Source organism: Dyadobacter tibetensis Y620-1, from assembly GCF_000566685.1.
Classification (GTDB): domain Bacteria; phylum Bacteroidota; class Bacteroidia; order Cytophagales; family Spirosomataceae; genus Dyadobacter; species Dyadobacter tibetensis.
Window position 1 is genome coordinate 1,060,027 of sequence record NZ_AZQN01000003.1, and the last position, 25,898, is coordinate 1,085,924.

General features: G+C 40.0%; 14 protein-coding genes. 6 read left to right on the plus strand and 8 right to left on the minus strand.

The window, feature by feature from the left end; all coding sequences use genetic code 11:
* Positions 1-24: 24 nt before the first annotated feature.
* The 4 genes from X939_RS0111380 to X939_RS23045 all read right to left on the minus strand — a co-directional run bounded on the left by X939_RS0111380 (position 25) and on the right by X939_RS23045 (position 10,926).
* Positions 25-3,213 (minus strand): sensor histidine kinase, encoded by a 3,189-nt coding sequence (locus X939_RS0111380; protein ID WP_025763395.1) that lies wholly within the window; start codon positions 3,211-3,213, stop codon positions 25-27.
* A gap of 558 nt (positions 3,214-3,771) precedes the next feature.
* Positions 3,772-5,118: a T9SS type A sorting domain-containing protein gene (locus tag X939_RS23040; RefSeq protein ID WP_025763396.1), complete on the minus strand. Its 1,347-nt coding sequence runs from the start codon at positions 5,116-5,118 to the stop codon at positions 3,772-3,774.
* Positions 5,119-6,502: 1,384 nt separating this feature from the next.
* Positions 6,503-9,331 carry a DUF6923 family protein gene (locus X939_RS0111390; protein ID WP_025763397.1) on the minus strand — a complete coding sequence of 943 codons (2,829 nt, stop codon included), beginning with the start codon at positions 9,329-9,331 and terminating at the stop codon, positions 6,503-6,505.
* Complete coding sequence (locus X939_RS23045) at positions 9,319-10,926, minus strand: DUF6923 family protein (protein WP_025763398.1); 1,608 nt, start codon at positions 10,924-10,926, stop codon at positions 9,319-9,321. The genes X939_RS0111390 and X939_RS23045 overlap by 13 nt, the downstream gene beginning before the upstream one ends.
* 368 nt (positions 10,927-11,294) lie before the next feature.
* On the opposite strand from X939_RS23045, the gene X939_RS0111400 reads away from it, so the two are divergent.
* The 4 genes from X939_RS0111400 to X939_RS0111415 all read left to right on the plus strand — a co-directional run bounded on the left by X939_RS0111400 (position 11,295) and on the right by X939_RS0111415 (position 15,415).
* Entirely contained in the window at positions 11,295-11,960 is a 666-nt protein-coding gene (locus tag X939_RS0111400; protein ID WP_025763399.1) for a response regulator transcription factor, read from the plus strand.
* A 68-nt stretch (positions 11,961-12,028) separates the two neighbouring features.
* Positions 12,029-14,140 carry an alginate lyase family protein gene (locus X939_RS0111405; protein WP_025763400.1) on the plus strand — a complete coding sequence of 704 codons (2,112 nt, stop codon included), beginning with the start codon at positions 12,029-12,031 and terminating at the stop codon, positions 14,138-14,140.
* Positions 14,141-14,362: 222 nt separating this feature from the next.
* Positions 14,363-15,022 carry a response regulator gene (locus X939_RS0111410; RefSeq protein ID WP_025763401.1) on the plus strand — a complete coding sequence of 220 codons (660 nt, stop codon included), beginning with the start codon at positions 14,363-14,365 and terminating at the stop codon, positions 15,020-15,022.
* A gap of 174 nt (positions 15,023-15,196) precedes the next feature.
* Entirely contained in the window at positions 15,197-15,415 is a 219-nt protein-coding gene (locus tag X939_RS0111415) for a hypothetical protein (protein ID WP_131694822.1), read from the plus strand.
* 65 nt (positions 15,416-15,480) lie between these two features.
* Here the strand turns inward: X939_RS0111415 and X939_RS23050 are convergent, their stop codons facing one another.
* The 4 genes from X939_RS23050 to X939_RS0111435 form a co-directional block, all read right to left on the minus strand.
* Positions 15,481-16,548, minus strand: coding sequence for a T9SS type A sorting domain-containing protein (locus X939_RS23050; protein WP_025763403.1), 1,068 nt, complete (start codon positions 16,546-16,548; stop codon positions 15,481-15,483).
* 35 nt (positions 16,549-16,583) lie between these two features.
* A complete protein-coding gene (locus X939_RS23920) occupies positions 16,584-17,819 on the minus strand; it encodes a hypothetical protein (RefSeq protein WP_025763404.1) in 1,236 nt (411 codons plus the stop codon).
* An 878-nt stretch (positions 17,820-18,697) separates the two neighbouring features.
* Positions 18,698-19,411 carry a complement C1q domain-containing protein gene (locus X939_RS23055; RefSeq protein ID WP_025763405.1) on the minus strand — a complete coding sequence of 238 codons (714 nt, stop codon included), beginning with the start codon at positions 19,409-19,411 and terminating at the stop codon, positions 18,698-18,700.
* A 595-nt stretch (positions 19,412-20,006) separates the two neighbouring features.
* A complete protein-coding gene (locus tag X939_RS0111435) occupies positions 20,007-23,081 on the minus strand; it encodes a two-component regulator propeller domain-containing protein (protein ID WP_198034391.1) in 3,075 nt (1,024 codons plus the stop codon).
* Between the two features lie 720 nt (positions 23,082-23,801).
* On the opposite strand from X939_RS0111435, the gene X939_RS0111440 reads away from it, so the two are divergent.
* Together X939_RS0111440 and X939_RS23060 are read left to right on the plus strand one after the other, a co-directional pair.
* On the plus strand, positions 23,802-24,437 hold the full coding sequence (locus tag X939_RS0111440; RefSeq protein ID WP_025763407.1) for a response regulator: 636 nt from the start codon (positions 23,802-23,804) through the stop codon (positions 24,435-24,437).
* A 406-nt stretch (positions 24,438-24,843) separates the two neighbouring features.
* Positions 24,844-25,497, plus strand: a complete 654-nt coding sequence (locus X939_RS23060) for a hypothetical protein (protein ID WP_131694823.1) — start codon at positions 24,844-24,846, stop codon at positions 25,495-25,497.
* Positions 25,498-25,898 lie beyond the last annotated feature (401 nt).

Here is a 25,898-nt window from a genome sequence, read left to right on the forward strand (position 1 = left end):
ATAACCTTTGTAATTCTTTATATACTAGGAATATGACTTCTCGTCTGTAGAAACTATTTGATGTTTTTGTTTATCTGGATTGGGGAAGTTTAGTTCAAATTTTGTTCCATTGCGAACAGTTACACGAATAGTGATGTGTAGCATATCGCAAATGTTCTTGATTAAGGCCAGACCTAGTCCCTGGTAGTCTTTGGGAGGAATTGTATTATCTCCTGTAGGGGAGTTCAGCCATTCTGTTAACCGTGGGGGCAGGCCAGGACCATTATCAATAACGAGAAGGTGAAGATATTCGGCCCCATTCATCCGTTTCCAGTCTGTCAGAATACGTACCTGACCCGTGGGATTGGCCTTCAGCGCATTATCTAGTAAATTATGAATGACAATTCCCAGTAGATTACCGTTGGTGAATACCTGTAAATCTTCCTCGATTTCATTACTGATAGTGCCTTTATTTAGCCAGGAAAGGTTCTTGAAAAGTTCAGTTTTTTTGTCAACCAGTGCTTTCAAATGGGTTTTGCTCAATCCATCCTGATCTCCGGAAGTGCGGGCCTTAAGATATTGTGTCATATCGTCGGTAAGTCGCATCATATTAGCCACCGATTTTTTTACGATAATGCTTGAAGTTGAGACTGTCTTACTGTCATTTTTCTGTAGACTGGTGGGAACGGTTTCTAGCCAATCATAAATGAACTTTAATGGGGAACGAACATCATGAGATATGGATGCAATGATATGGCTGTGTAAACGGTTTTGGTTGATCAATTGATTTTGCGAGGACTTCATATTCAAAATGGTTTCTCTTAAGGTGAGCGTTCGTTCTCTCACTTTTTCTTCCAATATTTCATTTCGTCGTAATGCCTTTTTTAGTCGTAGAGCCAGGGCCAGATAGAGGGTAGTGCCCAGTAGCAGAAGTCCTAAAGAGTAAGCCCACCAGGTGCGATACCATGGTTTACCCACCATAATCGTGATTTTCCTTTCTATTTCATTGCTTTTTTCAAATCCATCCACTGCACGAATCGTAAGCTGATATTCGCCTGGTTGAAGCAGAGAAATTGTTATTTTAAAGTCTTTATCCTCAATTTTATACCACTGTTTGGTAGAGCTGCCCCGGGGAGTAAGAGCGTATTGTAACTGTAAGTTATTTAGGGGCTCGAAATAGGCCTTACTAATATTTAGTCGTAAGCGGTTAAAGTCATGATTGATGCTTATACTATCATGAACCAGTCTCACTTCATTATTGTCTACGAAAATATTATCGATAGTGATCGGAGTGGAATGTTTGATGTTAGTAATTTGACTAGGCTGAAACCATACAAGCCCGTTCATGGAAGGAAAAGAGATATAGCCATTCGGCATAATAAGCCCGCAGGGCTGACAACCTCCATTAAATTCGTTAATCTGAAAGCCGTTGGTCTTATCAAAGTGTCGGTAATAGGGCATGGTTTTGGTTGAAGCATAGCGCAGCAGGGCAGATTTTTTGATCTGAAAAAGTCCGTTATTGGTCGTAATCCACATATACCCCTGGCTGTCTTCGATCAGGCAATGTGCTCTGGCCAAATAATGTTTCTGATCCAAAGGGAATTTGATAATTTTTCCGTTTTGGATAAGGAAAAACCCATTCTTGTATGTAGTAATCCACATTTCATTAGGAGCAGGACTATAGATACTTCTAATAAACAGCCCGTCTAATTGCTTTATCTTCGAGACTTTTTTGGTTTTTAAATCGATTTGAAAGAGGCCTTTGTCGTTACCCACCCAAAGTTGATCATCCCTATCTTGGTGCATCCAGGAGATATTTTCCAAGGGTGGGCCTATAAATTTTTCTGGTACCATTTCACCCGTTTTCAAATTGAGTTGATAAAGGCCAGCAAATCGAAATCCAATCCATAAGGTTTTATTCCGGCCTTCATACAGCCAGGTCATCCCTTCTTTAAAATGTTGTTTGCCCAGCATTTGGGTCCCCTGACTGTTATATTTATACAGATAGTCGAAATTCTTTGTCCAAATATGCCCATCAGAATCTCTTAGTATACTGTACTTGTCCCCATTAAAGTGTTTCTTTAATAGAAGGTTTTCCGAATTTAGAATGGTGGAGTTATTTTTCCACTCGAATATTTCGCCTTGTGTGGTAAGAACGGACTGAGGGTTAAGGAGCATCTGGCCGTAATACACATTATGATTGATATTGCTGCCTTTTGCAGCTTCTAAGGTTAGAAACTCTTTCTCCGTAATTACAAAAAGCCCTTCCGTTGAACTCCCTAAAAATAATCTTTTATGCAACTTATCGTAATACATTGAAATTATTTTATTGGCATTGATGTCGAAGTCAGACAGGATTTTCCTTGCAGCGATGGTTCCGGTTTTTTCTTTTTCCAGGATATATAATTCAAGGCCTTTTGCAATCATAGCCTGGTCCATACTATTGCTCCAAAATAGATGAATGTCTTCCTGCTTAGCTCCGCTGATATTAGAAAGATTTTGTTCAATTCCTTTGGCAGAAGGGTTCGACAGATCCAGTCTTATAAGGGTTCCGTCGTTTTTTAAATAGCAGAGCGTGTTGCCAATTCGAAAATACCGCCATTTGTTAACTCCTAGGGGTAAATAATTACTTATGGTCGTCCCTTTATTGACAATAGATATGGCGGAATCAGAACAAATGATACTTTGGGAAGGAGGAAAGGAAATGATTAAATGATGAGGGAAAATAATGTCATGATAAGGTTCGGGCAAGCCCCTGGTTATCAGGCTGTCTGGGTAGGGTAAATAGGAGTCTAATTTATTCTTTTTTTTTGTTGCCTGATCTGTATTGATGAGTTTGGCGAAACCGTCTTGAATCCTGATCCGGTCATATTGATCAGTAATTGCATAGAAAAAGCCCGGATCCTCGGTCTCTGCAGGCTCCATTGAATGTATTCCTCGAATGGAGGCAAATTCATCATAATGATTAAAATGCTGTCCATCAAAACGGGTTAGTCCCGCATCGGTACCTAGCCAGATATAACCATGGCGGTCAGCTGCTATTTTTTTGACACTGTTTTGAGGTAAGCCCTCCTCGTCAGTAAAGTGCTGAATATGAAAACGCCGATGTTTTATCTCTTTTATAGTTTGTTGCGCCCAGGAATGGGGTGCTGTACAGGCAATTAAGTTAAGAAGTAAAATTAATAAAGTATGAAGCTGTTTCTTCGATCGGACCGGGTATATGAAAAATCTCATTGGTACGGGGTCAAAATGGGTAAGAATGTTGATGAGTATGGTATTTGGTAGCTGGATTTATACTATAATTCGATTCGCAGTGCGTCATTTTTACTTTGATAATTTGGATCAGGGAAACTCGTACTGCAATCGAATTTGTAGGACTGCAAATTAGTAATTTATTCCGTATATACTAGTAGGTACAATAAATGATATTGATCAGTATTTTACTGGATAGTAATCATGAATGATCCTTGATGCATGTTTTGAACAGTAGGATTAGTAGGATGAAAGCTATTACTAAATATTATTTCCTAGAATATCTGCTACTGAAAAAATCGATCAGCCAGGTTGAAATTAACAGGGTTTTTATAAAGTATTCGTTCTGATGGATCAGTGAGGGGCGGATAGCTTAGGACTGGAAGTATTGATACAAGGAACCTAGCTGCAGAAGTCACCGATTTTAAGACAGGCATTGGGATGTATAGGATACGGTCGGTCAGGGGGCGCGGAAACCATAAAAAAAGGGGGAGTTGCCACGTGGCGCTCCCCCATATAATAACCGATACCTTTGCTTATTTAACGTGCAATCAACAGCTTATGACTCTTTTTCGAACCATCTTTCCTAACAACCAGTAGAGTATAGACTCCAGGATTCAAATTCGCTACACTGATCTGGCCCTCCGAATCGAGCTTGGAGGTATGGGGCCATAAATGGACCCCTTTTGCATCTACTAGCGATAGGCCACTTACCTGATCAGGCTCGGCAATCCGAACAAATTCATTGGCAGGATTAGGGTAGATGGCTAATGGAGATTCGCTGGTCTCAAAATTTATGTTTCTAATCCGGCTATAAGAGTAGGTCTTATCGCGATCGACCATCTTCAGGCGGTAAAGATTTTCACCACTTAGAGGACTTTTATCTAAAAAATGGTAATGTTGCTCGACTGCAGTTTCCTGATTAGAAAAGATTCGTCCAATTTGATTCCAAATTTTACCATTTGCACTACGTTCTATGTCGAAATGAGAACTATTGGTTTCTGAGGTAGTGACCCAATTCAACAAAGTGTTTCTGTTTTCCTTGGTAGCCTGGAACTGAGCCAGAGTTACTGGTAAAGGATCTGTTTTGCCAGCAAGGGTATAAACGGTATAATTGCCAGGGGTACCTGCAAGGTCGGTGGTTATGGAACCTGAACTGAGTGTACTGGCTCCACCAAGTATTCCTACAGCGTCGATGGTGGAGGGGATTTCCTCCCATTGTAGGGTGGAGGGGTTCCAGCCTACAATGGTGAGCAAGGGAAGCTTACTTCCAGTAAGGGCGGCCACATCACTGTTGGCATTCCAGGTTAGGGTGATCAAAGATGAGTTGGTTCCGTCAATGTCCCAATACTCTTTAGTACTGACAGACTGTATTGCGGTTTGCTTATCGGCAGTGGGGAAAGGAGCGCCTGGAGGCAGAACAGGGTAATTGCCGCCTCCCAGATTACTTGTTACCGACGAGTTGGGATCCACTCCAAAATAGGCTCCTGTTGTTCCAGCTCCATCAGCGGCGAAGGGACGATAGGCTCCATTATCTCCAACGGGATAAATAAAATTGCCTCCCCCTAAATTTCGGACATATCCATCAACATGGTTCGCATTATTAGCTCCGGTAACAATTAAGCTAGACGAACTATAGTTGAGTACACCATATGTGGCCGAACGAACGGTGCCTATAATGCCCGGTTGCGTACCTGATCCGCCGGTGGCAAAATCATGATTTCCAAAGAAGGTCATCTGGGCCCCACTGAAAATGGTGGTATTGCCTTGGCTAGACTGTTGCGAATAGCCCGCGGGCCCCATTAGCAATATCAGTGACATTAATCTGACTTCATATGATCCTATACTTTTTCGTATGGATTCAAAAGGTTTTGTAAAAATGGTCATGTAAATGATAATTTGATGATTAATGAAATAATTTGAACTTACTTCCAGTTTATAACTGTAGAATCTTCCTTTTTCTCATGCATATATGGGGTTAGATGGTGTATAGGCTTTAACAGGGCTAATTTTACTACTTGAAGACACTTTCTCCTCTTAGGTGCGATAATAGCAGTCAGATGAGCGATTCGGAGATGAGGGTTAGTCTTCATTCTTCGGACGATAATAGTTCCTTTTTCTACATCCTAATTTTGGGGCAAATGAGGAAGATGGGTAAATATTTCTTTCAATCTCCTGTTTTAATTCGCACGATATAAAACTAATATGATTAGTCCAGACAAATATATTGAAATAGGGATCTGTAATGTATAGTAATATGGCCTCCTTAGAGTGGATATATTACGAAGAATAAACGCTATGGATGTGTAGTATTTGACTGTTTGATTTTGTATTTTGTGCGGCATTCTAATATAAATGGTTTCGGTAGGGCTTGAGATAAATGGTTTTCCTTAACCATATATTATAAAAAAGCCGCCATGCTTGAACATGACGGCTCGAGTAGTGCTAAGTTTTTATGAATTTCAATGACTAATTATCAATTTATGGCTTGTTGTGGTGCCATCCTTGCGAAGCAGATTTAGGATGTAAACGTATAGGTTGATTAATAGAAAAGTAGTTCGGTGTTTCCCAGATATAAGGTTCACCCTAAGATGTGTCTGATGGCTGCTTCATGGATATGAGATTTACGTAAAAAAATATCTATTGATTACCAGTGGCTCGATGAATTAGAGCTAAGTGGAGATTTTATGTTTTGCCGATTGTAAGTTGCTGTTGATCTTGATGTAACTGACTCAAAAATAGCTATTGTAAGGTGTGCTTGAATATGTTTTTAAAGTGTGTAGGTCGGAACTTTTACAGGTTAATTTTGCTCTAGGAACTGTCTATTTTATAATTCATTTAGATAGCTATTTGTAGAAAAATATATTTAATAGTTCCTATTTAATTCTATGATTCTTATCAACTAAGCTCAGTTATATGCTCTAAAGGGTGGAGCGCAGTTATCGCTTTTAATGTAACTGACTCAAAAATAGCTATTGTAAGGCAGGGGAGTTTTAAATCTGTAGCTCATATCATATAGAATGTTTTTGGTATATGGAATTGGAAAGAATTAGTATGGGTTTATGTAATCTGAAATCTGAGCAGAAATTAGATTAGTGGATATTGGGTAATCTCGGAGAAGGAAATTGCACATCATATATCCATAATGAAGCTGACAGCCATTCGGTTTGCTTCAGAAATGATCATTATGTCCCCAACTCCTATAAAAAAGACCTGGAGCTTTCTAGCTCCAGGTCTTTTTTGTTACTGCTGTAAAGGCTTACTTGCTTACTTATTTTTCGTCAATTATCAATTTATGGCTTGTTGTGGTACCATCCTTGCGAAGCAGATTTAGGATGTAAACACCAGGCTCTAAACCTGAGACCTTTAGTTTGCCCAGCTGGTCTATTTTAGCCGAATGAGGTAGTACTCGTTTACCTGCCTTGTCGATCAAATGGACGGATACCACTTGCTCAGGGGCTTGAATACGAATATAATCGGTAGCAGGGTTGGGATAAATGCTTAGCCTGTCAACTTCTGAGTCGATATTCAAACTACGAATTCTGCTATAGGCGAAGGTCATATCCTGATCTATCATTTTAAGGCGATATAGGTTTTCTCCTGCCAGGGGCATAGCGTCTGTATATCGGTACTGTTTAAGCTGGGCACTCTCTCCCTGGGCATTCACGCTACCTATGGTGATCCAATCTTTAGCATTCTGACTCCTTTCAATTTGGAAGTAGTCGCTGTTGGTTTCAGAGGTGGTAGCCCAGTTGAGCTGAACGATGTTCTGTTCCATGCTCAGGTCGAAGTTCAGGAGTTTTACCGGAAGTGGGCAGTCGACGGTGACGTTGATAGCCGCAATGGACTCCAGGTTATTTTCGTCGACGATGACATAGCGAAGAGAAGAAGTTCCCTGGAAGGCAGCTTCGGGAGTGAAAGTGACGATACCAGTTGTGGGATTCAGCAGGAAAGTGCCTTCTGCTGGGATCATGACCGATACCACTCGGCTGCTGTCGGCTGGGTTAAGCAATCTGGTATTTGCTGTTACGATGGGCGCCCCACCTGGCAGGTCATTAGCGAGAATATCGATTGTGCCGGCATCACAATTGGTGGTTAGCTCATCGGGTACTGCGGTTGGCGGTGGAACCAGGAAGATATTGACCGAATAGTCCTCCACTTCCCCATCTCCTGCAGCTCCTGCGTCTCCACTGGGGTTGGCTACTTCGGATGGGACAGAGGCGATTCTTAGGCGGATATAACTCTGTCCGGCCGATAAGCCGCTAAGTCCGGTCCAGTTTAATTTTACGGACGTGGCACCGTTAGGGACAGTTGCCTGCGCCCTTTCTCCTGTGTTGAATACCCCATTTCTATTAAAGTCCACCCAGCCGCTCAGGGTAGCATCGGCGCCGGTATTGTTGGTGACCTTCACATCGAGCTCATAGCTGGTATAGGTAGTGCCCAGAGCAGGGACTGCCGCCAGCGCATCCTCGTCATTCGGTGTATCCGACAGATTATCCCCGTCTGCATTGGTGGTGGGTTGACCATCATCTTCAGCATCTACATATTGTCCCAGAAGCAGGTTAGAACTTAAAACATGCGAGGGCCCTTCACTGTTAAGCAAAGTTTTATAAGTATCTGGGGCATCGCCCAGGTCGATCTGGAAGGACGGGGCTATAGGGCAGGATGCACCATCGTTGGAGCCATTTGGGGTGTATGTAGAAAGTAAAGTAGCTTGATTTGTGGCTAGGTCTACTCTGTAATATCGACCTTGAGAATTATTGAATAAATAGAATGATTCGTCTTTATCGAAGAATACCGCACCGGCCCCACCTGTTTCTCCTTGAATTCCTCCTCCTGTTACTGTACTAGTACTTAGGGTAAACGATAAATCAACTGGATTGATTTTTAAAATTTTGAAAGAATTTGCTCGTCCTGGAACAATGATACTATAGAACATTTTGTCAACGGGATTATAAGCCATATCGCTAATGGCATAGCCAATCACTGGGACACCATATGGAGCGGTATCAATTGCATAAGCTATTCTTGGATCAACTAATTGCATATATGTTGGACGTGACTGATTCACATCAATAATAAAATATGTAGTGCCTAATCCTGAATATATATATAAGTAACCTTCGTCTGTTATATCTGCCACATTATATGGACCCATTGGTAAATTTGGCACCGTGTAAATCCTCTCATTTCCTTCAGAATCTATTCTAACCAAATCGGATGAGTTAACATCGGCCCCGTAAATCATGTTATCTAATTGATTGTATCCAATGGCATTATAATTACGTTCTAATAGTTTAACTGCCATCCTGCTTCCAGTAAAGGGGTTATATTTGTATAAAGTGCTGTTTGAACTATTATTGGGAGCGATTACTTGATACAAATAAGAGTCGCAGGTAAATGCGATCGAGTTTGTAGATAACAAAGTGGCCGTGTTCGTCTGCAAGTTTATTCTATAATACTTTCCTAACATATTACTGAAGGTATAAAAGAAGCCATTTTGGTCGAAAAATACGGCCCCAGATCCGCTGCTTTCGCCCTGAATTCCTCCGCCCGATACGGCAGTAGATGCTACTTTATATGACAAATCGATAGGGTCAATGGCTAGTATCTTAAATGCATTGGTACCCGAGGTGTTGATGATGCTGTAAAATTTCTTATCCTTGGGGTTATAGGCCATGTCATTAATATGAAACGGGTAGGTTGCTCTGCCATAAGGGGCCGTGTCAAGTGCGTAGCTAAGTTCTGGATCAACTAGTTGTAAATAGGTGGAGTTGCTTTCATTTAAATCTATTATATAAAACTTATTTTCTATAACTCTATATAGGTAGAGATAGCCATCCTCTGTAATATCACCCACGTTGAATGACTCATTTGGAAGGTTGGGAATGCTAAAATGAGTTTCATTTCCTTCAGCATCAATTCGAACTATTCTATTAAAGTTATTGTCAGAACCCCATATCATATTATCCTTAACATTATAACCTATGGCATTATAAGCGGCACTTAATGTTTTGGTTGCAGTCCTGGTGCCGGTAAAGGGGTTGTATCTATACAAAACACTGTTGGCTGTGGAGCTGCTAGCGATTACCTGATACAAATAAGAGTCGCAGGTAAATGCGATGAATTGGGTTGACGGGTGGACAATAATGAAGCCTTATAGGTATCTAAGTTTATCCGATAGTAACTTCCCTGACTATTATTGAAAATATAGAAAGATCCATTTTGATCGAAGAATACCGCACCTGCTCCATTTGTTTCACCTTGAATGCCTCCACCAGAAACGGCTACAGACGAGAGAGAATAAGAGAAGTCAATAGGGTTAATTGTAATGATCTTAAATGAATTGGATCTATTAGCAGAAATAATCCCATAGAATTTATTATCTCTAGGATTATAAGCCATATCCGAGATAGCTAAACCAGCTACTACATCATTTCCATAAGGGGCAGTATCTAAGGAATAGTTAAGTTTGGGATCCACTAGTTGCATAAAATTATGGCTCTCCACGTTTAAATCAACAACATAGTACTTGGAACCGGTAGAATTGTATAATGTTAAATAACCATCATTGGTGATATCACCCACATTATAGCTCAGATTAGGTAGGTTAGGCACATTATAAAATAATTCATTGCCTTCGCTGTCTAGTCTTACTAGGCGACTTGATTCGTTGTCTGAACCCCAGATCATATTATCTTTTAAGTTATACCCAATCGCATTATATTTAGAGCTCAGGTTTTTAATTACAGTTCTATTTCCAGTAAATGGATTATACCGATATAAAATACTAGAGGAATTATTATCTGGAACTATTACCTGATACAAATAAGAATCACAGGCAAAGGCAATGGGTTCAACGAATGGCATTGTGATGGTTCCTGTACTCGGGCTGGGTCGATTTGCTTTGTCAATTACGGAATAGTCAAAAGCAACAGAGACAGGGCCGTCATTGGGGTCAATTAGAAGCAGGGTTCGATTAAAGTTAGGGATGATCTGTTCTGCTATTACCGCTGTGCCATTATAGTACAGTGTTCCCTGGTCTGGTAAGGTTTCTATTACTACTGTCCCCGTCCCGGTATTCCATATATTTCCATCTTCCGCATCCAAAGCATTGGGGGAGATGACAGGCACTTTGTAATTGCCATTGGGATTTTGCTGGGGAGCTGCTGTAATGGAAAGAGCCGCCGGTAGCTGTTCTATTCCAAAAGCAATATTGTTTAGGTTGCCACTGGCCGGCATATTAATGGCTATTATTCCGGTTTTATTATTGGTATCCCCCGCTCCGGTAGATCCTGAGGTAAGGTTAATGCCTGTGTGAACAAAGTTGGTTGGGGTGCTCGATTCCGTGAGTGTCGATCCCAGAACTGGTTTAACACTTGTCATAATAAGCCTATAGCTAGCGCTATTGATAGCACCCGTAATGGTGGCCACTCCAGAGTTATTGATAGCAGCCTGGCCCACCACCTGACTTGTGGCTGGGTCTACCAGATTTATCCATAAGGGAGTGCTGTTTCCCGCTACAATTCCTTCCGCATTGGATTTTTGCCCGTTTCCATTCCCATCGTTCCATACCGAAACTGTAATGTTCGCCGCATAGGATGCAAGCGGCAAGAGAATGGTCAGGAGCAAAATTGACATTTTGGTCCAAGAAGAACCCTGTTTATATTGGATTTTAAAAGTAGATAAGTCCATAATATTACATGATTTGTTGTGTATGTATTTGTCAAATGATAGATTCCAGGTTGTTCTATCTTACATCAACCTGTCAGGATCGTTTTAAGATGAGTTTAAGTAGGTTTCCATAATTTTGTGGTAATGTGAACTAATTCATTTAATCAAAATTATTTTTATGGGTAATAGTCTGAATTTGGAATAGCCCAGCAGTTTTACGAGGATGGTTTTGGTTTATGTTACTGGATGTTGATCATATCAAAAGTAAGGGGAGTGCTCCGAAGACCTTTAGATTTATGACTTGTTGATTGTAGAAAAATTTCGATTGTGATAATAGATTATATATGTTTACTTCGATCTTACTTTTTTAGAGTCTAATTTCAAGTTTAATGGAGCATATTTTAGTGGTGGACGATCATCCCCTGGTACGGGTTATGGTCAAAAAATTGATTAAAGAAATTCCCTTTACCGGGGTTATTCATGAGGCCGGTAGCTACTCCCAGGCTCAGGAAATGCTCAGAATCCATCCAATGAAAATGGTGATCTTGGACCTGAGTATTCCAGAGGGACGCGACGCGGAGATGATCAGGGGAATTAGAGAAATTCAAGTTGAAGTGCCTATTTTGATACTGAGTGGAAGGGACGAAAGGGTACATGCTCCATTTTATATGAATAAGGGCGCGAATGGTTTTGTCTCTAAAATGAGTGAGGAATCGGAAATTTCTTTGGCTATCTTAACCGTGCTCAATGGACATCGATTTTTAAGGAAAGAAATAAAAAATTTGATACTTTCATCTATTGTTGAGAATAATCAAATGATGTTTAATCCAATTCACCACCTTACTGTAAGGGAGAAGGAGATTATGCAACTCTTATTGAAAGGGATATCCGTAAAGGAGACGGCGGCCCGACTAGACCTTAAAATGTCTACGGTTAGCACTCATAAGCTCAGGATCTGCGAAAAGCTGAATGTGGAGAATATTATGGAACTAGCCAAAAAAGTTGAAGTTTATGAGAACGAATTAATGATAACCTCTCCAATGTTAACAGATTAGGCAATGACCGAAAAGGGGGATTAAATTCGGGCTGATCGGAGAATTAAAGACAATTAATTGCAGTAAATATGGCCCCATTCGGGGCTTATTCAGATAAAGGTACTAATCAACACCATCCTATTCTGATCATTATTATGCGAATTATTGTCTCTGTTTTTCAAACCCTTCTTTTGTTATTGATCCTTCCTGGCTTGGGTTTAGGCCAGGGTCAGTGGCAGAACTGGACCTCGGTAGAAGACATTACTACTGCGCGTCCCCACCTGATGCATTCCTTACTCAATGATCTGGACCTGTCCCGCCCAGGGTTGGAGAGGGTTCATGCTGCCCAGAAAGCAGGAAAGTTGGAGCAGGCCTGCACATCTTTGCTAGATTACTATAGGGAGGGTAATCATGCCGGGTTTCTTATAAAAGAATTGCCCGACTCTAGCGATCGCAGAGTAGCAGCGGGAGATACATTATTAGAGAATATTTTCGAGATTCAAAATGTTCGTGGAAAACTTCCAATAGGAAGCGACGGTCATAGAGATTGGTTTTACAAGGGGCCAAATAAGGATCGGGAATGGGCCTGGTTGTCCAATAGGCATACCCAACTCAATCAGCTTTTGGATATTTACTTTCAAACTGGCAATCCCATTTATGTCCGATATATAGATTCATTTTTGAAAGACTTCATTCTCAAGAGCCTTCCTTATCCGTCGGCCAAAGGTGAAGGGTCTATATGGAGAGGCCTGGAAGTGGCTGCCCGTGCGAAGGTATGGTCCAGGGTGTTTTACGCCCTTTTAGCGAGTAAGGACTTCAGTGATGCCACACGCCTATTAATGCTCCACAGTTTTTCCCATCATGCCCATTACAATCGTAATTTCCATGGAGGTAATAACTGGTTAACCATGGAAATATCTGCTTTGGCTACTGTCGCTACCAACTTTCCTGAATATAAAGAATCGGAGTCTTGGCTCGATTACAGTGTAAATGCGATGGTACAAAGTATGAAAGGGCAGATATACCCCGATGGAGTACAAACGGAATTAACCTCCCACTACCATAATGTATCCTTGGCCAATTTTGAGCTTTTCAAAGATATTTGTTTAAGAGCTGGAAAGAGTTTACCTGATTTTTATAACCAGACATTAGTAGATATGTATGATTATATTGCAAGGGCCATTCGGCCCGATGGGCACCGGATTCTCAATAACGATGGGGACCGCGGCAGTGATCGAGAGCTTTTACTACAGGCTGCAGAAAAATATAACCAACCAGAATGGGCCTATTTAGCAGCGAATGGCAGTAAAGGGAGTCGTCCTGTAAAGGGCCCATCTTATTTTTTCCCCTGGGCGGGGCAGTTAATTTCACGCAGCGGTTATGACGCGAAAGCGCATTGGTCATTTTTCGATCTGGGGCCTTGGGGAAGTGGTCATCAGCATAACGATAAATTACATCTATCCATTGCCGCCTACGGCAGGGATTTACTGGTGGATGCCGGTCGTTTCGCCTATACAGGAGCAGTGGCAGAAAAATTCAGGCCCTATGCCAGGGGTAGTGAAGGGCATAATGTTTTGTTGATAGATGGAAAAGGACAAGGGGCCGGACCTCTGCTGGCTAAGGAAGCCTTGTCGACGTCTGATTATAAAGTGACGGAAGCCTACGATTTTGCCGTTGGATCTATGGATTCCTTTAAGGGGATAAAAGGAACATTTACACATCACCGTGCGCTATTTTATGTTCGCGGAGAATTCTGGGTAGTGGTTGACCGTCTGTCTACTGACCGGCCCCGCAGCGTGCAGGCACTTTGGCATTGGCATCCCGATTGTAAAGTAAGTGTACAGGATGGACGAATACAAACGGTAAATGAAAGTGGCAATCTAGCAGTTATTCCGGTGGGCAAAATGCAAGGGACGCCCAGGCTCATCAATGGACAGGAAACTCCGGAGCTACAAGGCTGGTACAGCCCCGAATATAATGTTTTCGGTCCGAATACAGCAGGAAGTTATGAATCCAAAATTAATTCGGACACAACTCTGGTCTGGGTTTTGCTCCCCTTCGAAAAAGAATTGCCAGAAGTGAAGACGAACATCATGGAAGAGACGGCAGAAGGTGTGCTCGTCAAGGTGAATGTGGGTACTCAAAGCTGGGACCTTAGAATCCCTTTCTATGGCAGTAAAAATGCGGCAATAATGGAATAGGCTGTTGTAAATGGTTTGCTGATTTCTATTCCTAGGCTCGATAAATAATTTATTCCAAGAATAGATAACTGTATCGTATTGATAAGTAGTATTCTAACGTAGAGAGCAAATAGAGTGATTCTGGATATATAGCCAATGGGTGGTAGAAAGATTTCGGAAGCATCTGAATGCTTTTAATTGTTACATTAGTGATAGCGTTTAACACGATAGCAATCTATATATATGAAACATATTTTAGTAGTTGATGATCATCCATTGCTTAGAGTTGCCTTAGGGAATACGATTCGTAATTTACTTTTTCAGGTAGCCCTCAAGGAGGCTAGCGACTTTTTCGAGGCACAAGAAATCCTAAGCGAGCAATCAATGGATCTAATCATTCTCGATCTGAGTATTCCTAACGGAAAGGAAGTAGATATGATTGCCTCATTCCGTAGGATACAGGACAAAGTTTGCATTCTCATTTATAGTGGAAGAGATGAGAGGATTCATGCCCCCTATTATATCAATCAGGGTGCCAATGGATATATCTCCAAGCTCAGTGATGAGAAACAAATCATCATAGCCATCACAAAGGTTTTAAAGGGTGATGTTTATTTAAATCAGGAGATTAAAAGCCAGATTTTATTTTCGATGGTAGAAAATAAACAGTATGTTTTTAATCCGATTCACACCCTAACAGTCAGGGAAAGAGAAATTGTTATGTTATTATTAAAAGGCCATACTGTTAAAGAAACGGCAGAATTGATAGGTCTAAATATGTCCACTGTCAGTTCTCACAAGGTAAGGATATTGGAGAAGCTTCATGTTGATAACTTTATGGAGCTTGTCAAACTTATGTGGACATATAATGATGAGTTGGTGGTAACTTCGTCTTCAAAATGATTGATTTGGGGCAATGATGGAATCCTTTATTTAGCAACATAAAGGTGGATGTGCTTCAACACCGTTCGAGCCTAAATTTTGTCTAAGGTCAAATGGGATGCATAGTCCATTTCCAATTGATATTATATGGCGATTGCCTTGAATGGTCAGCCTTCCTTTTCCTAAAACATGGTCATGTTTCAGATATACATTCCCATGTACATGTATGGAGGCATTGTTCGCAATAAGCAAGGTGTCGAATATATCAATCCCGCTTTTGCCGGTTCAGATGCTCCTTCGCATATTTGCAGAGCCACGCAGCAAATTGCGACGGCACTAAAAATCAAATGTTTGCGTAAGGCATGCATCATGGCCCTGAGGGATAAGGGTTGCTGTTTAATACAAAGCCCATAACAAACGACTATTACGGGCTTTGTATGATAGAAATGAATAATGCAGATTATGATTGGTACTGGAAATTATTTTCCAATTACCACCTTCTGTGTAGACGTAAGTCCGTTTGAGCGGATGATCCGTACTAGGTACATACCTGCTGTAAGATTTCGAACGTTGATCTCGCCAGTTGTGGTTTTGCCTGATTCCAATATCGTTCTTCCGTTCAAGTCGTTGATCGAGACTTTTGTTATCTGGCTGTAATCTCTAATTTTTAACACATCCGAAACTGGGTTTGGGTATACCGACAGGTCGTTTTCTTCCAATCCTAAAAATTGCACATTCCGGATTCGACTGTAAGCAAAAGTCTGATCTTTATCGACCATTTTTAGCCGATACAAGTTCTCGCCGTTCACTGGTGAAGCATGTGTAAAGTCATATTTTCTCTCTACTTGACTTTCCCCATGGGATGCTACTTCTCCTACTTTCGCCCATTCCTTTCCCGTTACACTGTGCTCGATGTCGAAGTGGTCACTATTGGTTTCTTCAGTGGTAGCCCAGTTGAGCAAGGCAGTCTGTCCTTCTAGGGAGAGAGTGAATGCTGTAAGGGTTACTGGAAGTGGACCGTCTATATAAGTTGTTCCAGCTGTGTTGTCGTCGTTTGTATCGTTGGTGCCTGGTCCGTTTGGTGCATTACCATTACTTGTTAAATTGACCGTAAATCCATTATTGGGAGTGGCTTGAGGGGTGGCAATTGTCGCTTTATATCCAATACTTATATTTCCACCATCAAAACCAGCAATAGGTTGATTTTGAGTGCCTGAGTAAGTTGCCGTAATAGGGTTATAAACCCAGTCAAAATAGTTGGCATAGCTTCCGCTGATAGCGGCAATTGGGTCCGCAAAGTTTACATCATCGTATGTGCCATTCTGTAAAGAAATGGTCAATACTATTGGGTCGGGAAACGCATCCACATCCAAGTGGCTGATTGGATCAGGACCCAGATTTGCGAAAAGAAACTCAAGAGTAGCATAGGGCTGATTTCCTGGAATAGGATCTGGAGATACAGCAGCATTTGTTACGGTGGGGTTTGTTTGAGCTATACTTGCAAACGCCAGCAAACTTAATAAAAAGGTTAAAATTATATTTTTCATACTACAATTTTTTGAAAGTTAAAACTTAATTAAGATCAAGGATAAAAGGTCGCTACTTCAACGTCGGTCTGATTCAGGTTGTAAATCTCCTGACCGCTTGGAAAGTCGATGGTAACAGTGATAGGGAGACTTCCTGTAGTTTGTCCTGGTAAAAATGTACTGGTAAAACCAATATACCTGGAGCTTCCTTTGGCAAGAATATCCGTTGTGGTCCAGATATGATAAAGTGGGTTTGTACTGCTGTACGTCCAAACCGAGTTACTCAATGGCCCTAAGGTGTTCGAGGTTTGTGTTCCATCCCATACAAAGCTCCATCTGGTGTTATTCTTTAAAATTCTCACGGTAATAGTGCCGGAGGTTTCAGTATCTGTTGATGTATTCAAGTTCAATATTCTTATACGTGTATCAAAAACTGTTGGGCCGGCCATTACATTTGGCGAAATGGTAAGGAAAGGGGTGAGATCAGGAGCAGTAATACTTGCCAAAGTATAGGCAGTATAGGTATCGGGAACAATTGAGTTCGTGGTAGTAATAGATCCGATTGTCAAATCGCTCGTGCCACCTAAAACCGAAGTTGCATCGACTTGAGAAGGTATCCGAACCCACTGAGCTCCGTCCCATCCGACAATAGACAGATAAACTAATTTAGCATTGGTCATAGTTGAAACCGTACTGTTAGCATCCCAGGTAAGTGTAATTGGTGTTGCGTTGGCTCCGTCAATGTCCCAATACTCAATGGTACTTACGGTTGCTACTGCAGTGCTTTTAGATGTTGTTGGAAACGGCCCTCCGGTAGGGAGTGCTGGATAGTTGCCGCCAGTAAAAAGATTGCTAGTGACTGCAGTTGCCGGGTTTGCATGGAAATAGGCCCCCATGGTGCCATCTGCTGAAGCAGCAAATTGACCAAGATTGTTGTTATCCCCTACGGGAAATATAAACTGGCCAGTACCGTATTTGCGCACGTAACCGTCTACATAGTTTGCGTCTGACGCACCTGTGGATGTAAGATTATCTCCTGCAAAATTAAGGATGCCAAAATTACCTGCCGCCCGTTCCGTCAGGATGACGCCTGGCTGGGTGCCACCTGTAGGTGCTACAAAATCGTGGTTGTTAAAAAATGTCATCTGAGCTCCGCCGAAAATGGTGGTGTTGCCCTGAGAGCCTTCCTGGGCACGTGCCATATAAGCCAACATCATTAATGCGGTCAGCATTACAAGACTTACCCACTCCCGTTTGCCAGTATAGGTCGAATCTGAATATAATTTGTCCATTATTGTGTTTTTTTAATGAATGAATTGTTTTTTCTTTTCATGTATAAATTACTTTTCTTATTGGTTTATTAGTAGTGTCAATATTTATCGTATTTATTATACCGGTTACAAATAAATTATTGCTGGTATAAGCTACCTTTATGTACTATTAACCAATCGATTCACCATTTTTTTTTTACAGTGTATAGCCTATATCTAATTGGATACTGAAGGGGCCAAATGAGATCAATGCGCCCTTAGTAAGTGTGTTCTGACCTTCTGCCCTCAATCATCATTGCACCATTTATTAAAATAACAAAACTGTGTTCTGGCTTAATTTTCCATTGGGGATAAACGGTTCATAAGCATGTTTAAATTTATGTTTAGATAGGACAGATATTAAAATTCAACTGGTAATTTGCTTTATATATCCTTCGTTTAATAAGCTGAATATTAAAATGTTTATATATTCGAAATGACCATATTCTTGATATGATGCTTAAAATGTACATTAAATATTTTTCGTAAGCTTTGGTGTTATGATCTAGTTTATAAAGAATATTACTAGGGTCTGATGGGAAAGATAAGATGATATTTTTAGTGTCTTAATTTAAAGATCTCTTCATACAATCCATAGGCAATATTTTGAGTAAAAATGGACAGAAGGGGTTTTAGTTTGTTCAAAAGTTAACTGATAATAAGCTGCTTGAGCCTGCCATCACTAGACTTTAATTTTGAGAATACTATAAGCTAGTGAGTAGGTAATTAAATGTGGAACCGAAGGTTTTGTTGGGGCAGCAGTTAGGGATTCCATAATAGAAAAGGCCGCCCCATCTTCATTTGTGTCAACCTTTTTGGTTATTGAGGCATTGCAATGTTCGGTGGACTGCCCCAACAATTTAATTCTTGTTACAGTCAACACGGGTACCTGTAAATCTAATATTCGAAACTGGAATGGTTACAGCTGGTTTGGTGCCACTGGCAGCAACGTGTGTGATGGAAATTCTGATAGAAATTTTATCACCTGCTAATAAATAATTTGCGGATATAGGTGATGATACATTGGTGAAGGTATAAGGCACGTCGGGCTCCGACATATTGGTTAAAACTCCTCTGTTAGCAGAGTGTATATCCATCGTTGTTGTTCTGGCAGTGGTGCTAGATAATATATTGCTGGCAAGTGTATTGAAAATATAAAATCCATCAGAGGGTATGGTGTATTGCCCAGTACTAGGATCATACGCATTATTTGGGTCATACGATTCAGTATCTGCAATTAATGTAGTAACACCACCTGATATAACAACATTTTGGGAGGTAGATCTCGATGCTTCAAATGAGGAGCACGCATTTCCATTCACTTGCCATGTAGCCACCCCATTCGCATCGCTAGTCAATACTTTTTCATTTCCTTCCGAACCATCCTTTATAGTGACTTTGCCGGTAGTTTTGTCAACGGCTACGGCTCGGCCGGCAGTAGAAGCTTCGATTTCCAAATTATTTGCTGGGTTAATGGTGCTAGGATTAGCTCCAATTTTTACTTGAGCAAATAACGTGGTGCCTGTGATAAAACAAAGTACAATTGCAGTGGTAAATAATCTGTTCATTTTCATAGTAAAATTGATTTATAGTTTAATTGATTTTTGTGAATAGATACTTAAAAATACTTTGGTTGATATTATTGTGTGTATAGCACGATGTTGATTTTTTTAACATGAATCAAATATAGTTTGGTATTAAATTGTATGCATTGGTGCTGTGTCCAATGATGTATAGAAATATTACTAAGAAATGCTCGAAATGATGGGAGGTTTATTTCATTACCTATTTGAATGATGGCTTTGCGGAGAATATAGGCACTAAAAGGGTAGAGGTTATTTTACTAGAATGGGGGTAATTGAACTGAAAATAAAACAGTTCCAATTTGGTTTTTGCTCTGGGTGCATCTAAATAAACGAGGAGTAGTCGAGAGGAGCTTCAATTTGGAATAATAGGATCCTTGTGGAGACGTTTGATTGGTGAACATTAAACTTTATACTCCTAACAGAACGCAGTAATTCTGGATCAAATCAAATATTGGTGCCCTGCTTGGGATTTTCAAGATGTTGATCTATAGCCAAGTTGGGAGGGAATGTTTATGGCTATCCTATCAGTGCGTATTTGGTAGATAAGTTGCCTTTGTAAGGTTCAGGCTAATTTTAGATCAGTTTACCGCAGTGTCAGCTGGACCGAAGTTCCCTGATCTACCGTTACTTGAAGAGTGATGTTAAGTAGTTCACTTATGCTTTTAACCATAGCGAGTCCAAGTCCATGATAAGATTTAGGAGGATTAGTATGCAAATGTTTCGGGCTGTTGAGCCACCTTATAAGCTCTAACGGCATTCCGGGACCGTTGTCCATAATGATGAGAAGAACGGCAGAGGAGTCTCGTATGTTAATAGTTTTTGCTCGTACCAGAACTTGTCCGGAATAATTAACTTTGATTGCATTGTCAATTAGATTATTTATCAATATGCCAAGTAAATTTGAATTAGTACGAACCATTAATGAAGATTCTACCTCAATTGTGATGACCCCCTTTTTGACCCACAAGATGTTATCAAAAATAGCTGTTTTTTCCATGATCAATTGGGCCAAATTATGACTCTCTAGATTAGTTTGAGCTCCTCTGTTTATGGCCTTCATATAATCGGTCATATTATCGGTAAGATACATCATATTCGCTAACGTTTTTTCTACTACTTCACTATTTGCACTTAGTGATTTGAAGTCATTTTGAATTATATTTTGAGGTATGTCTTTTACCCAAGAATGTACGAGTTTGAGAGGAGACCGGAAATCATGGGAAATAGAGGCCAGTATATGGGTATTCAACATGTTTTGCCTTAATAATCTCGATTGTGAAATTTTCAAATCCTTCACCGTGTCTTGAAGATTCAAAGTCCTTTCTCTAATTATACTTTCTAAAATTTCATTTTTCCTCAATAAATGGTGTAATCGAAATCTAAATAAGAGAATAAATATAAATACTAAAATTATTAATATTAGGCTCAAAAACCACCCACTCTGAAACCATGGCTCCTTCACTGAAATATATAATTTTTTTTCTGTGAAATTATTCTCTTCAAAACCATTGATACTTTTGATCGTCAATATATAATTACCTGGTTTAAGACTAGGGATTCCAATACTATAATGATTATCTTGAAGTTTATGGAATACATAGGATGAATTATTTTCGTTTATAATAGAATAATATACTTGTTGGTTATTGGGGTTTCCAAAATAGGCTTTTCTAAAATCAATTTCGAGTAGATCGAACTCGTGATCCAGTAGAAGACTATCACCTTTGGGGGTTGCTTTTACATTGTCTATTAGTACCTGGTCGAGTACAAATGGTGTTTTTGCAGGCGCTGTTTTGAAATACTCAGGCCTAAAAAAAACCAACCCTTCCATAGAAGGAAATGAAATAAACCGGTTTGCTACTTCGACAGCACAGGGCTGGCAGCCTCCATTAAATTCATTGATATTAAAGCCCTGAGACTTATTAAAATATCGATAATAAGGGCGGGTCGAACCCTCCATCACGGACTTTAACAGGGCCTGTTTCTTAAACTGAAAGATCCCGTGATTGGTATTGATCCAAAGGAAACCAGACTGGTCCTCTATGATGCAATGTGCATGAGCCAGGTATCTTTTATCGTCAATGGGTATTTTAATAAGGCGGTTATCTTTCAATAAATAAATGCCATTCCTGTACGTAGTGATCCATATTTCCTGGGTGGATGAGATATATAAACTTCTGATAAATTTTCCTTGTAACTGTTTAATTTGGGAGACTTTTTTCGTTTGTGGATTGATTGTGAATAATCCGGAATCTGTTCCTATCCACATAAGCTTGTCTGAAACCTCCTCAATCCAGGTTATATTTTTTAGAGGAGCTCCGATAAATTTTTTAGGGATAAGGTCCTTGTCCTCAAGGGAAATATAGTACAATCCGGAATAGAGCATTCCGACCCACATCCTGTTATTTCTTCCAGGGTGGAGCCAGGCAATATCTTCCTTTAATTTTATTTTTGCCGTCAACTTAGATAAATTTTTATCATATCGATACAGGGTTTTGTCACTTTTACTCCAAATATTTCCTGATTGATCTTTGACAAGCATGTATTTATCGATTCCATAATTTTTTTGTAACAAAGTGGATAAACGGTGTCGGCTTCTTCCATCGGAATCTAGGCTGAATATATCTCCCTGGCTGGTCATAATGGTGCTGTCATTGAGCAATGCCTGACCATAATATACCTTGTCAGAATAGCGATCTGGATTTAAAAGAACTCTAAAAGGCTTTTGATGGGCAATAAAAAGACCTCTGGTAAGACTACCTAAAAATACTTTTGCGTTGGGCTGGTCATAATAAACGGTCCTGATTTGGTTTTCTTTTAGCTTAAATCCGCTAAGTATTTTTTCGGCATATATTTGATTCCCTTCTTCGGATATATGATACAGTTGGTCATTGAGATAAAAAAATACCTGATTGTTGACATTATTCCAAAAAATCTGGGGTACCTGTTGTCCCCATGTCGGCATATTATGTACCGAAACGGTATGGATTCCTGCTTGATCCGACCTGATCAGAGTGACTTTCCCATTCGCATTCAAGTGACAGAGCTTGCCTTTTAAGATAAAGAATCGCCATGGATTCGCTCCCTTAAACGGAATCGTTTTTACGCCTTTTCCCGGCTCGAAATATTGAATTTGGTCGGTTTGGTATAGAAAGGTTTTGCCTACATTTCCGCGGAATTCAATCTTGGTAGGAGTAATCTGCGTTTCGGCCTGGTCGGGGAGGCCTCTGGATTTATAGACGTCCCTCGGTTTGCTCATTCCATCCAGAGCGGTTTTTGTTTCGTTAATGCCGGCCTGTGAAAGAAAAGCCTTTCCAAAATGAATGGCCATTCGGTCTAACTGATCACTTACAGCAAAAATCGTGTCGCCTTGTATCCCTCTTTCGAAGGAGTGAATTCCCCGGATAGAGTTGAATTGATCATAATTGATAAATCGCTGTCCATCGAAACGAGCCAATCCGGCATCAGTTCCTAACCATAGAAATCCGGCGGCATCCTGGACAATTTTTTTTATGCTGTTCTGGGGTAGTCCATTTTCATCGGTGTACTGTTCTATATGGTATGAGTTTTGTGTCAGATCAGTAGTCTGAGAATAAGATGGGATCTGGATGGACAGGTAGATAACAATTATTATAATAGATTTTAAACAATTCTGCAAGAATATGTAAGGGTACGGCATTAAAAAAAATAGGTTCAAAAAGGTTATGGTTTTAATTGTCTTCTCAGTTTTTAGGCTCGCAAATCATACTAAGGATACGGTCTTTTTCTCGGAATGAAAAGATGCAAAAATCTCAAATTTATTTGGGTGAAATTAGTAATAATTCTGTTTGAATTTTTTTGTATTTTAAATGCTTAAAGGTAGCCCTTGCTTGGAAGTTGCGGACTATTAATTAAATTCAGCTAAAAAGTGCTCCCTATGCTAAATAGTTGCCAGGCTTGTTACAGAGTATAATCGACTGAGTGGCAGATGTAAAATTCAAATTTGTCACAAGTCAAATTTGACGGGTAGTAGATTCGTTCATTGCCTTAGGTAAATATTTAATAGGTGATTTTGATATTATATGCTCTATTTTGAGATAAGTGGCTGTTTTTTGTCTCCGAAGTAGCTATGAAAAAAAAATGAAACTTCATCAGACGGTTAGAATAGTAGCTGTCCTTTTGATCATATATCATTTGCCCGTCTTTTGCCTCTTACCAGAATCAGTTACTTTTTCTGGAAACAAGTCTCATGATTTTCTTATAATTATGTTTTATGCTAAAATATTACTGGTTCTTTCGAGAAGGGTATTAGAAATGTTTCTACATGGTAAAGGCTACAATATGTATTAAGTTTGAGTTCCAATATCCTTCTTCAATACCTTGTAAACTTAGTCGTAGTATGAGCCATATTTTGATAGTAGACGATCAGCCAGTCACTTGGTTGGGAATGGAGTTAATCGTAAAAAATGTACTCAGAGAAAGTAATTTTCATTTTTGTAAAAATTTTAATGAAGCCTTGCTGAAAGTTAAGGAGCAGCCGATGGACTTGGTAATATTAGATCTGAATATGCCAGGAGGGCGAGGTTCTGCCATGATTACCGAACTCCGCAAAGTGCAGGGCGGAGTCCGCATACTGATATGTACCGGAAGGAATGAAGATTTAAATGCACCCATTTATATTCAAAAGGGAGCAAATGGTTTTATCAGTAAATTAGCGTCTAGTCACGAAGTGGAGCGGGCCGTGTATACGGTTATTCATGACCAGCGTTATGTAAGTCCTTCTCTGCAACGTAGTATCCTTAACCGCTTTGCAGAAGGTGTCCCTTGTCCGGTAAATCCCTTAGAGTCACTCTCTCCCCGGGAAAAAGAGATTGTGCAATTAATGCTCCAAGGAAAATGGACGAAAGAAATATCAGATGCCCTAGGTATTAAATTTTCAACTGTAAGCACTCATAAGGCGAGAATTTTTGAGAAACTTGAAGTGGAGAACATACTAGAACTATCCAAAAAAGTCTCTGCATTAGAAGAGGCGTAAGTGACAGGCTCGAAATATTATATCATTTGTTCTGTGTGATCCTATTAAAATAGTATATGTATTAGAATTAGTTCTATTTATTTGAAAGCATAATACTATGGCTGCTTAAATCCTTGCACTTATTTTTGTCAGGCAGATGAAGTATCGCTTCCGAAAGGGGCCTATACTTTTAAATCAGGCGCTTAACATCAGCGCCTTCATTCAATTATATAATTAAATTGAAGGATTTGCGAGGTCGCATAAAAGGTACAAGATGAGGTAAATGATGCTTGGCGTATATTGATATGCGTTAGTCTACTTGCTGCTTAACTTTATCCGATTTTCCGGATGGGGTAGAAGGATTATGTGCAGACAAGATTAGTTCCAGTAAATCTTAACTGTTTAACTATACCCAACTATAATTTCTATGAACAAGATTACTTTAAAAATTTCGATCTTAACTGGATGCATGTATATGCTTTCGGGACCCCTATTCGCTCAGGTGAAAATAGGTGCTAATCCTACCATTATCGATCCTAGTCACAGTCTGGAGGTGGAAGCGAGCAATGGTATGAAAACAAGTGTTAACAAGACTAATGGAAAGGTCACTATTCAGGATGGTTCTCAAGGAGATGGGCGGATTTTCACCTCCGATGCAAATGGTAAAGGTACCTGGAAAGAATCTACGAGTCCTGTTTATTACGGAAGTTTTAATACTGTCAGATGGATCAACCGTAATACAGTAGGAACCGTTCCTTTGAATACTAAATTGGGGACAGGGTATAACTCTTCTGATTGGACGGTTTCTGTACCTGCCGCAGGAATGTATCGTATAACGGGCGGTATGCGTTGCAGGGGCACCGTGAATGCCAACCAAGAGGGGATTATTGTATTAAATGAGGCCTATTACTATCCTTCAGATAATATAACCGTCAAGCTAAACACTTCTTTTATGCGCACCTTCTCGGTTGTTTCCGAGTATGAACCCAATGACAAGATATTCTTAAGCTTGAACAATCAATCCTCAGAGCCTATGGAATGTATAAGGGGATTTATTTTTATTGAGCGTCTGAATAATTAATTTTCAAAATTAATAGTGATCCTGACTTTCTAATAACCATCAGTTCGATACATTAAACCCTTGCTAATCGAAAACTTAGGGTTCTGTACAAGGCGCTATCCCCAGTGGATGGCGCCTTTTGTATTGAGTTGACTATTATTTATTTACTGTATATATTCTAACTATAATGCATTCCTTGAATTAAGAATTAGGGTAATAATTAACATTAAAATAGGGTTTTATCAGGGAAATAATACGAATGTATTAGTAAAAACCAATCTATAATTATATCGATTCGCCTAGAATATATTTGCAGTTGCTACAATTAACTAATAGCTGGCCCAAATTCATTTTATTGGCCGTACTGGTCTGGTTTCGATAACCTCATGCCTGACTGGGTAGATGACACTCTTTTAATATAT

Bases quoted from the DNA above. Each gene is read 5' to 3' on its own strand.
- X939_RS23920 (WP_025763404.1), bottom strand. From the start codon at position 17,819: ATGGACAAATTATATTCAGATTCGACCTATACTGGCAAACGGGAGTGG.
- X939_RS0111410 (WP_025763401.1), top strand. From the start codon at position 14,363: ATGAAACATATTTTAGTAGTTGATGATCATCCATTGCTTAGAGTTGCC.
- X939_RS23055 (WP_025763405.1), bottom strand. From the start codon at position 19,411: ATGAAAATGAACAGATTATTTACCACTGCAATTGTACTTTGTTTTATC.
- X939_RS0111415 (WP_131694822.1), top strand. From the start codon at position 15,197: ATGTTTCAGATATACATTCCCATGTACATGTATGGAGGCATTGTTCGC.
- X939_RS23040 (WP_025763396.1), bottom strand. From the start codon at position 5,118: ATGACCATTTTTACAAAACCTTTTGAATCCATACGAAAAAGTATAGGA.
- X939_RS0111405 (WP_025763400.1), top strand. From the start codon at position 12,029: ATGGCCCCATTCGGGGCTTATTCAGATAAAGGTACTAATCAACACCAT.
- X939_RS0111440 (WP_025763407.1), top strand. From the start codon at position 23,802: ATGAGCCATATTTTGATAGTAGACGATCAGCCAGTCACTTGGTTGGGA.
- X939_RS0111380 (WP_025763395.1), bottom strand. From the start codon at position 3,213: ATGAGATTTTTCATATACCCGGTCCGATCGAAGAAACAGCTTCATACT.
- X939_RS0111400 (WP_025763399.1), top strand. From the start codon at position 11,295: ATGGAGCATATTTTAGTGGTGGACGATCATCCCCTGGTACGGGTTATG.
- X939_RS23045 (WP_025763398.1), bottom strand. From the start codon at position 10,926: ATGGACTTATCTACTTTTAAAATCCAATATAAACAGGGTTCTTCTTGG.
- X939_RS23060 (WP_131694823.1), top strand. From the start codon at position 24,844: ATGAACAAGATTACTTTAAAAATTTCGATCTTAACTGGATGCATGTAT.
- X939_RS23050 (WP_025763403.1), bottom strand. From the start codon at position 16,548: ATGAAAAATATAATTTTAACCTTTTTATTAAGTTTGCTGGCGTTTGCA.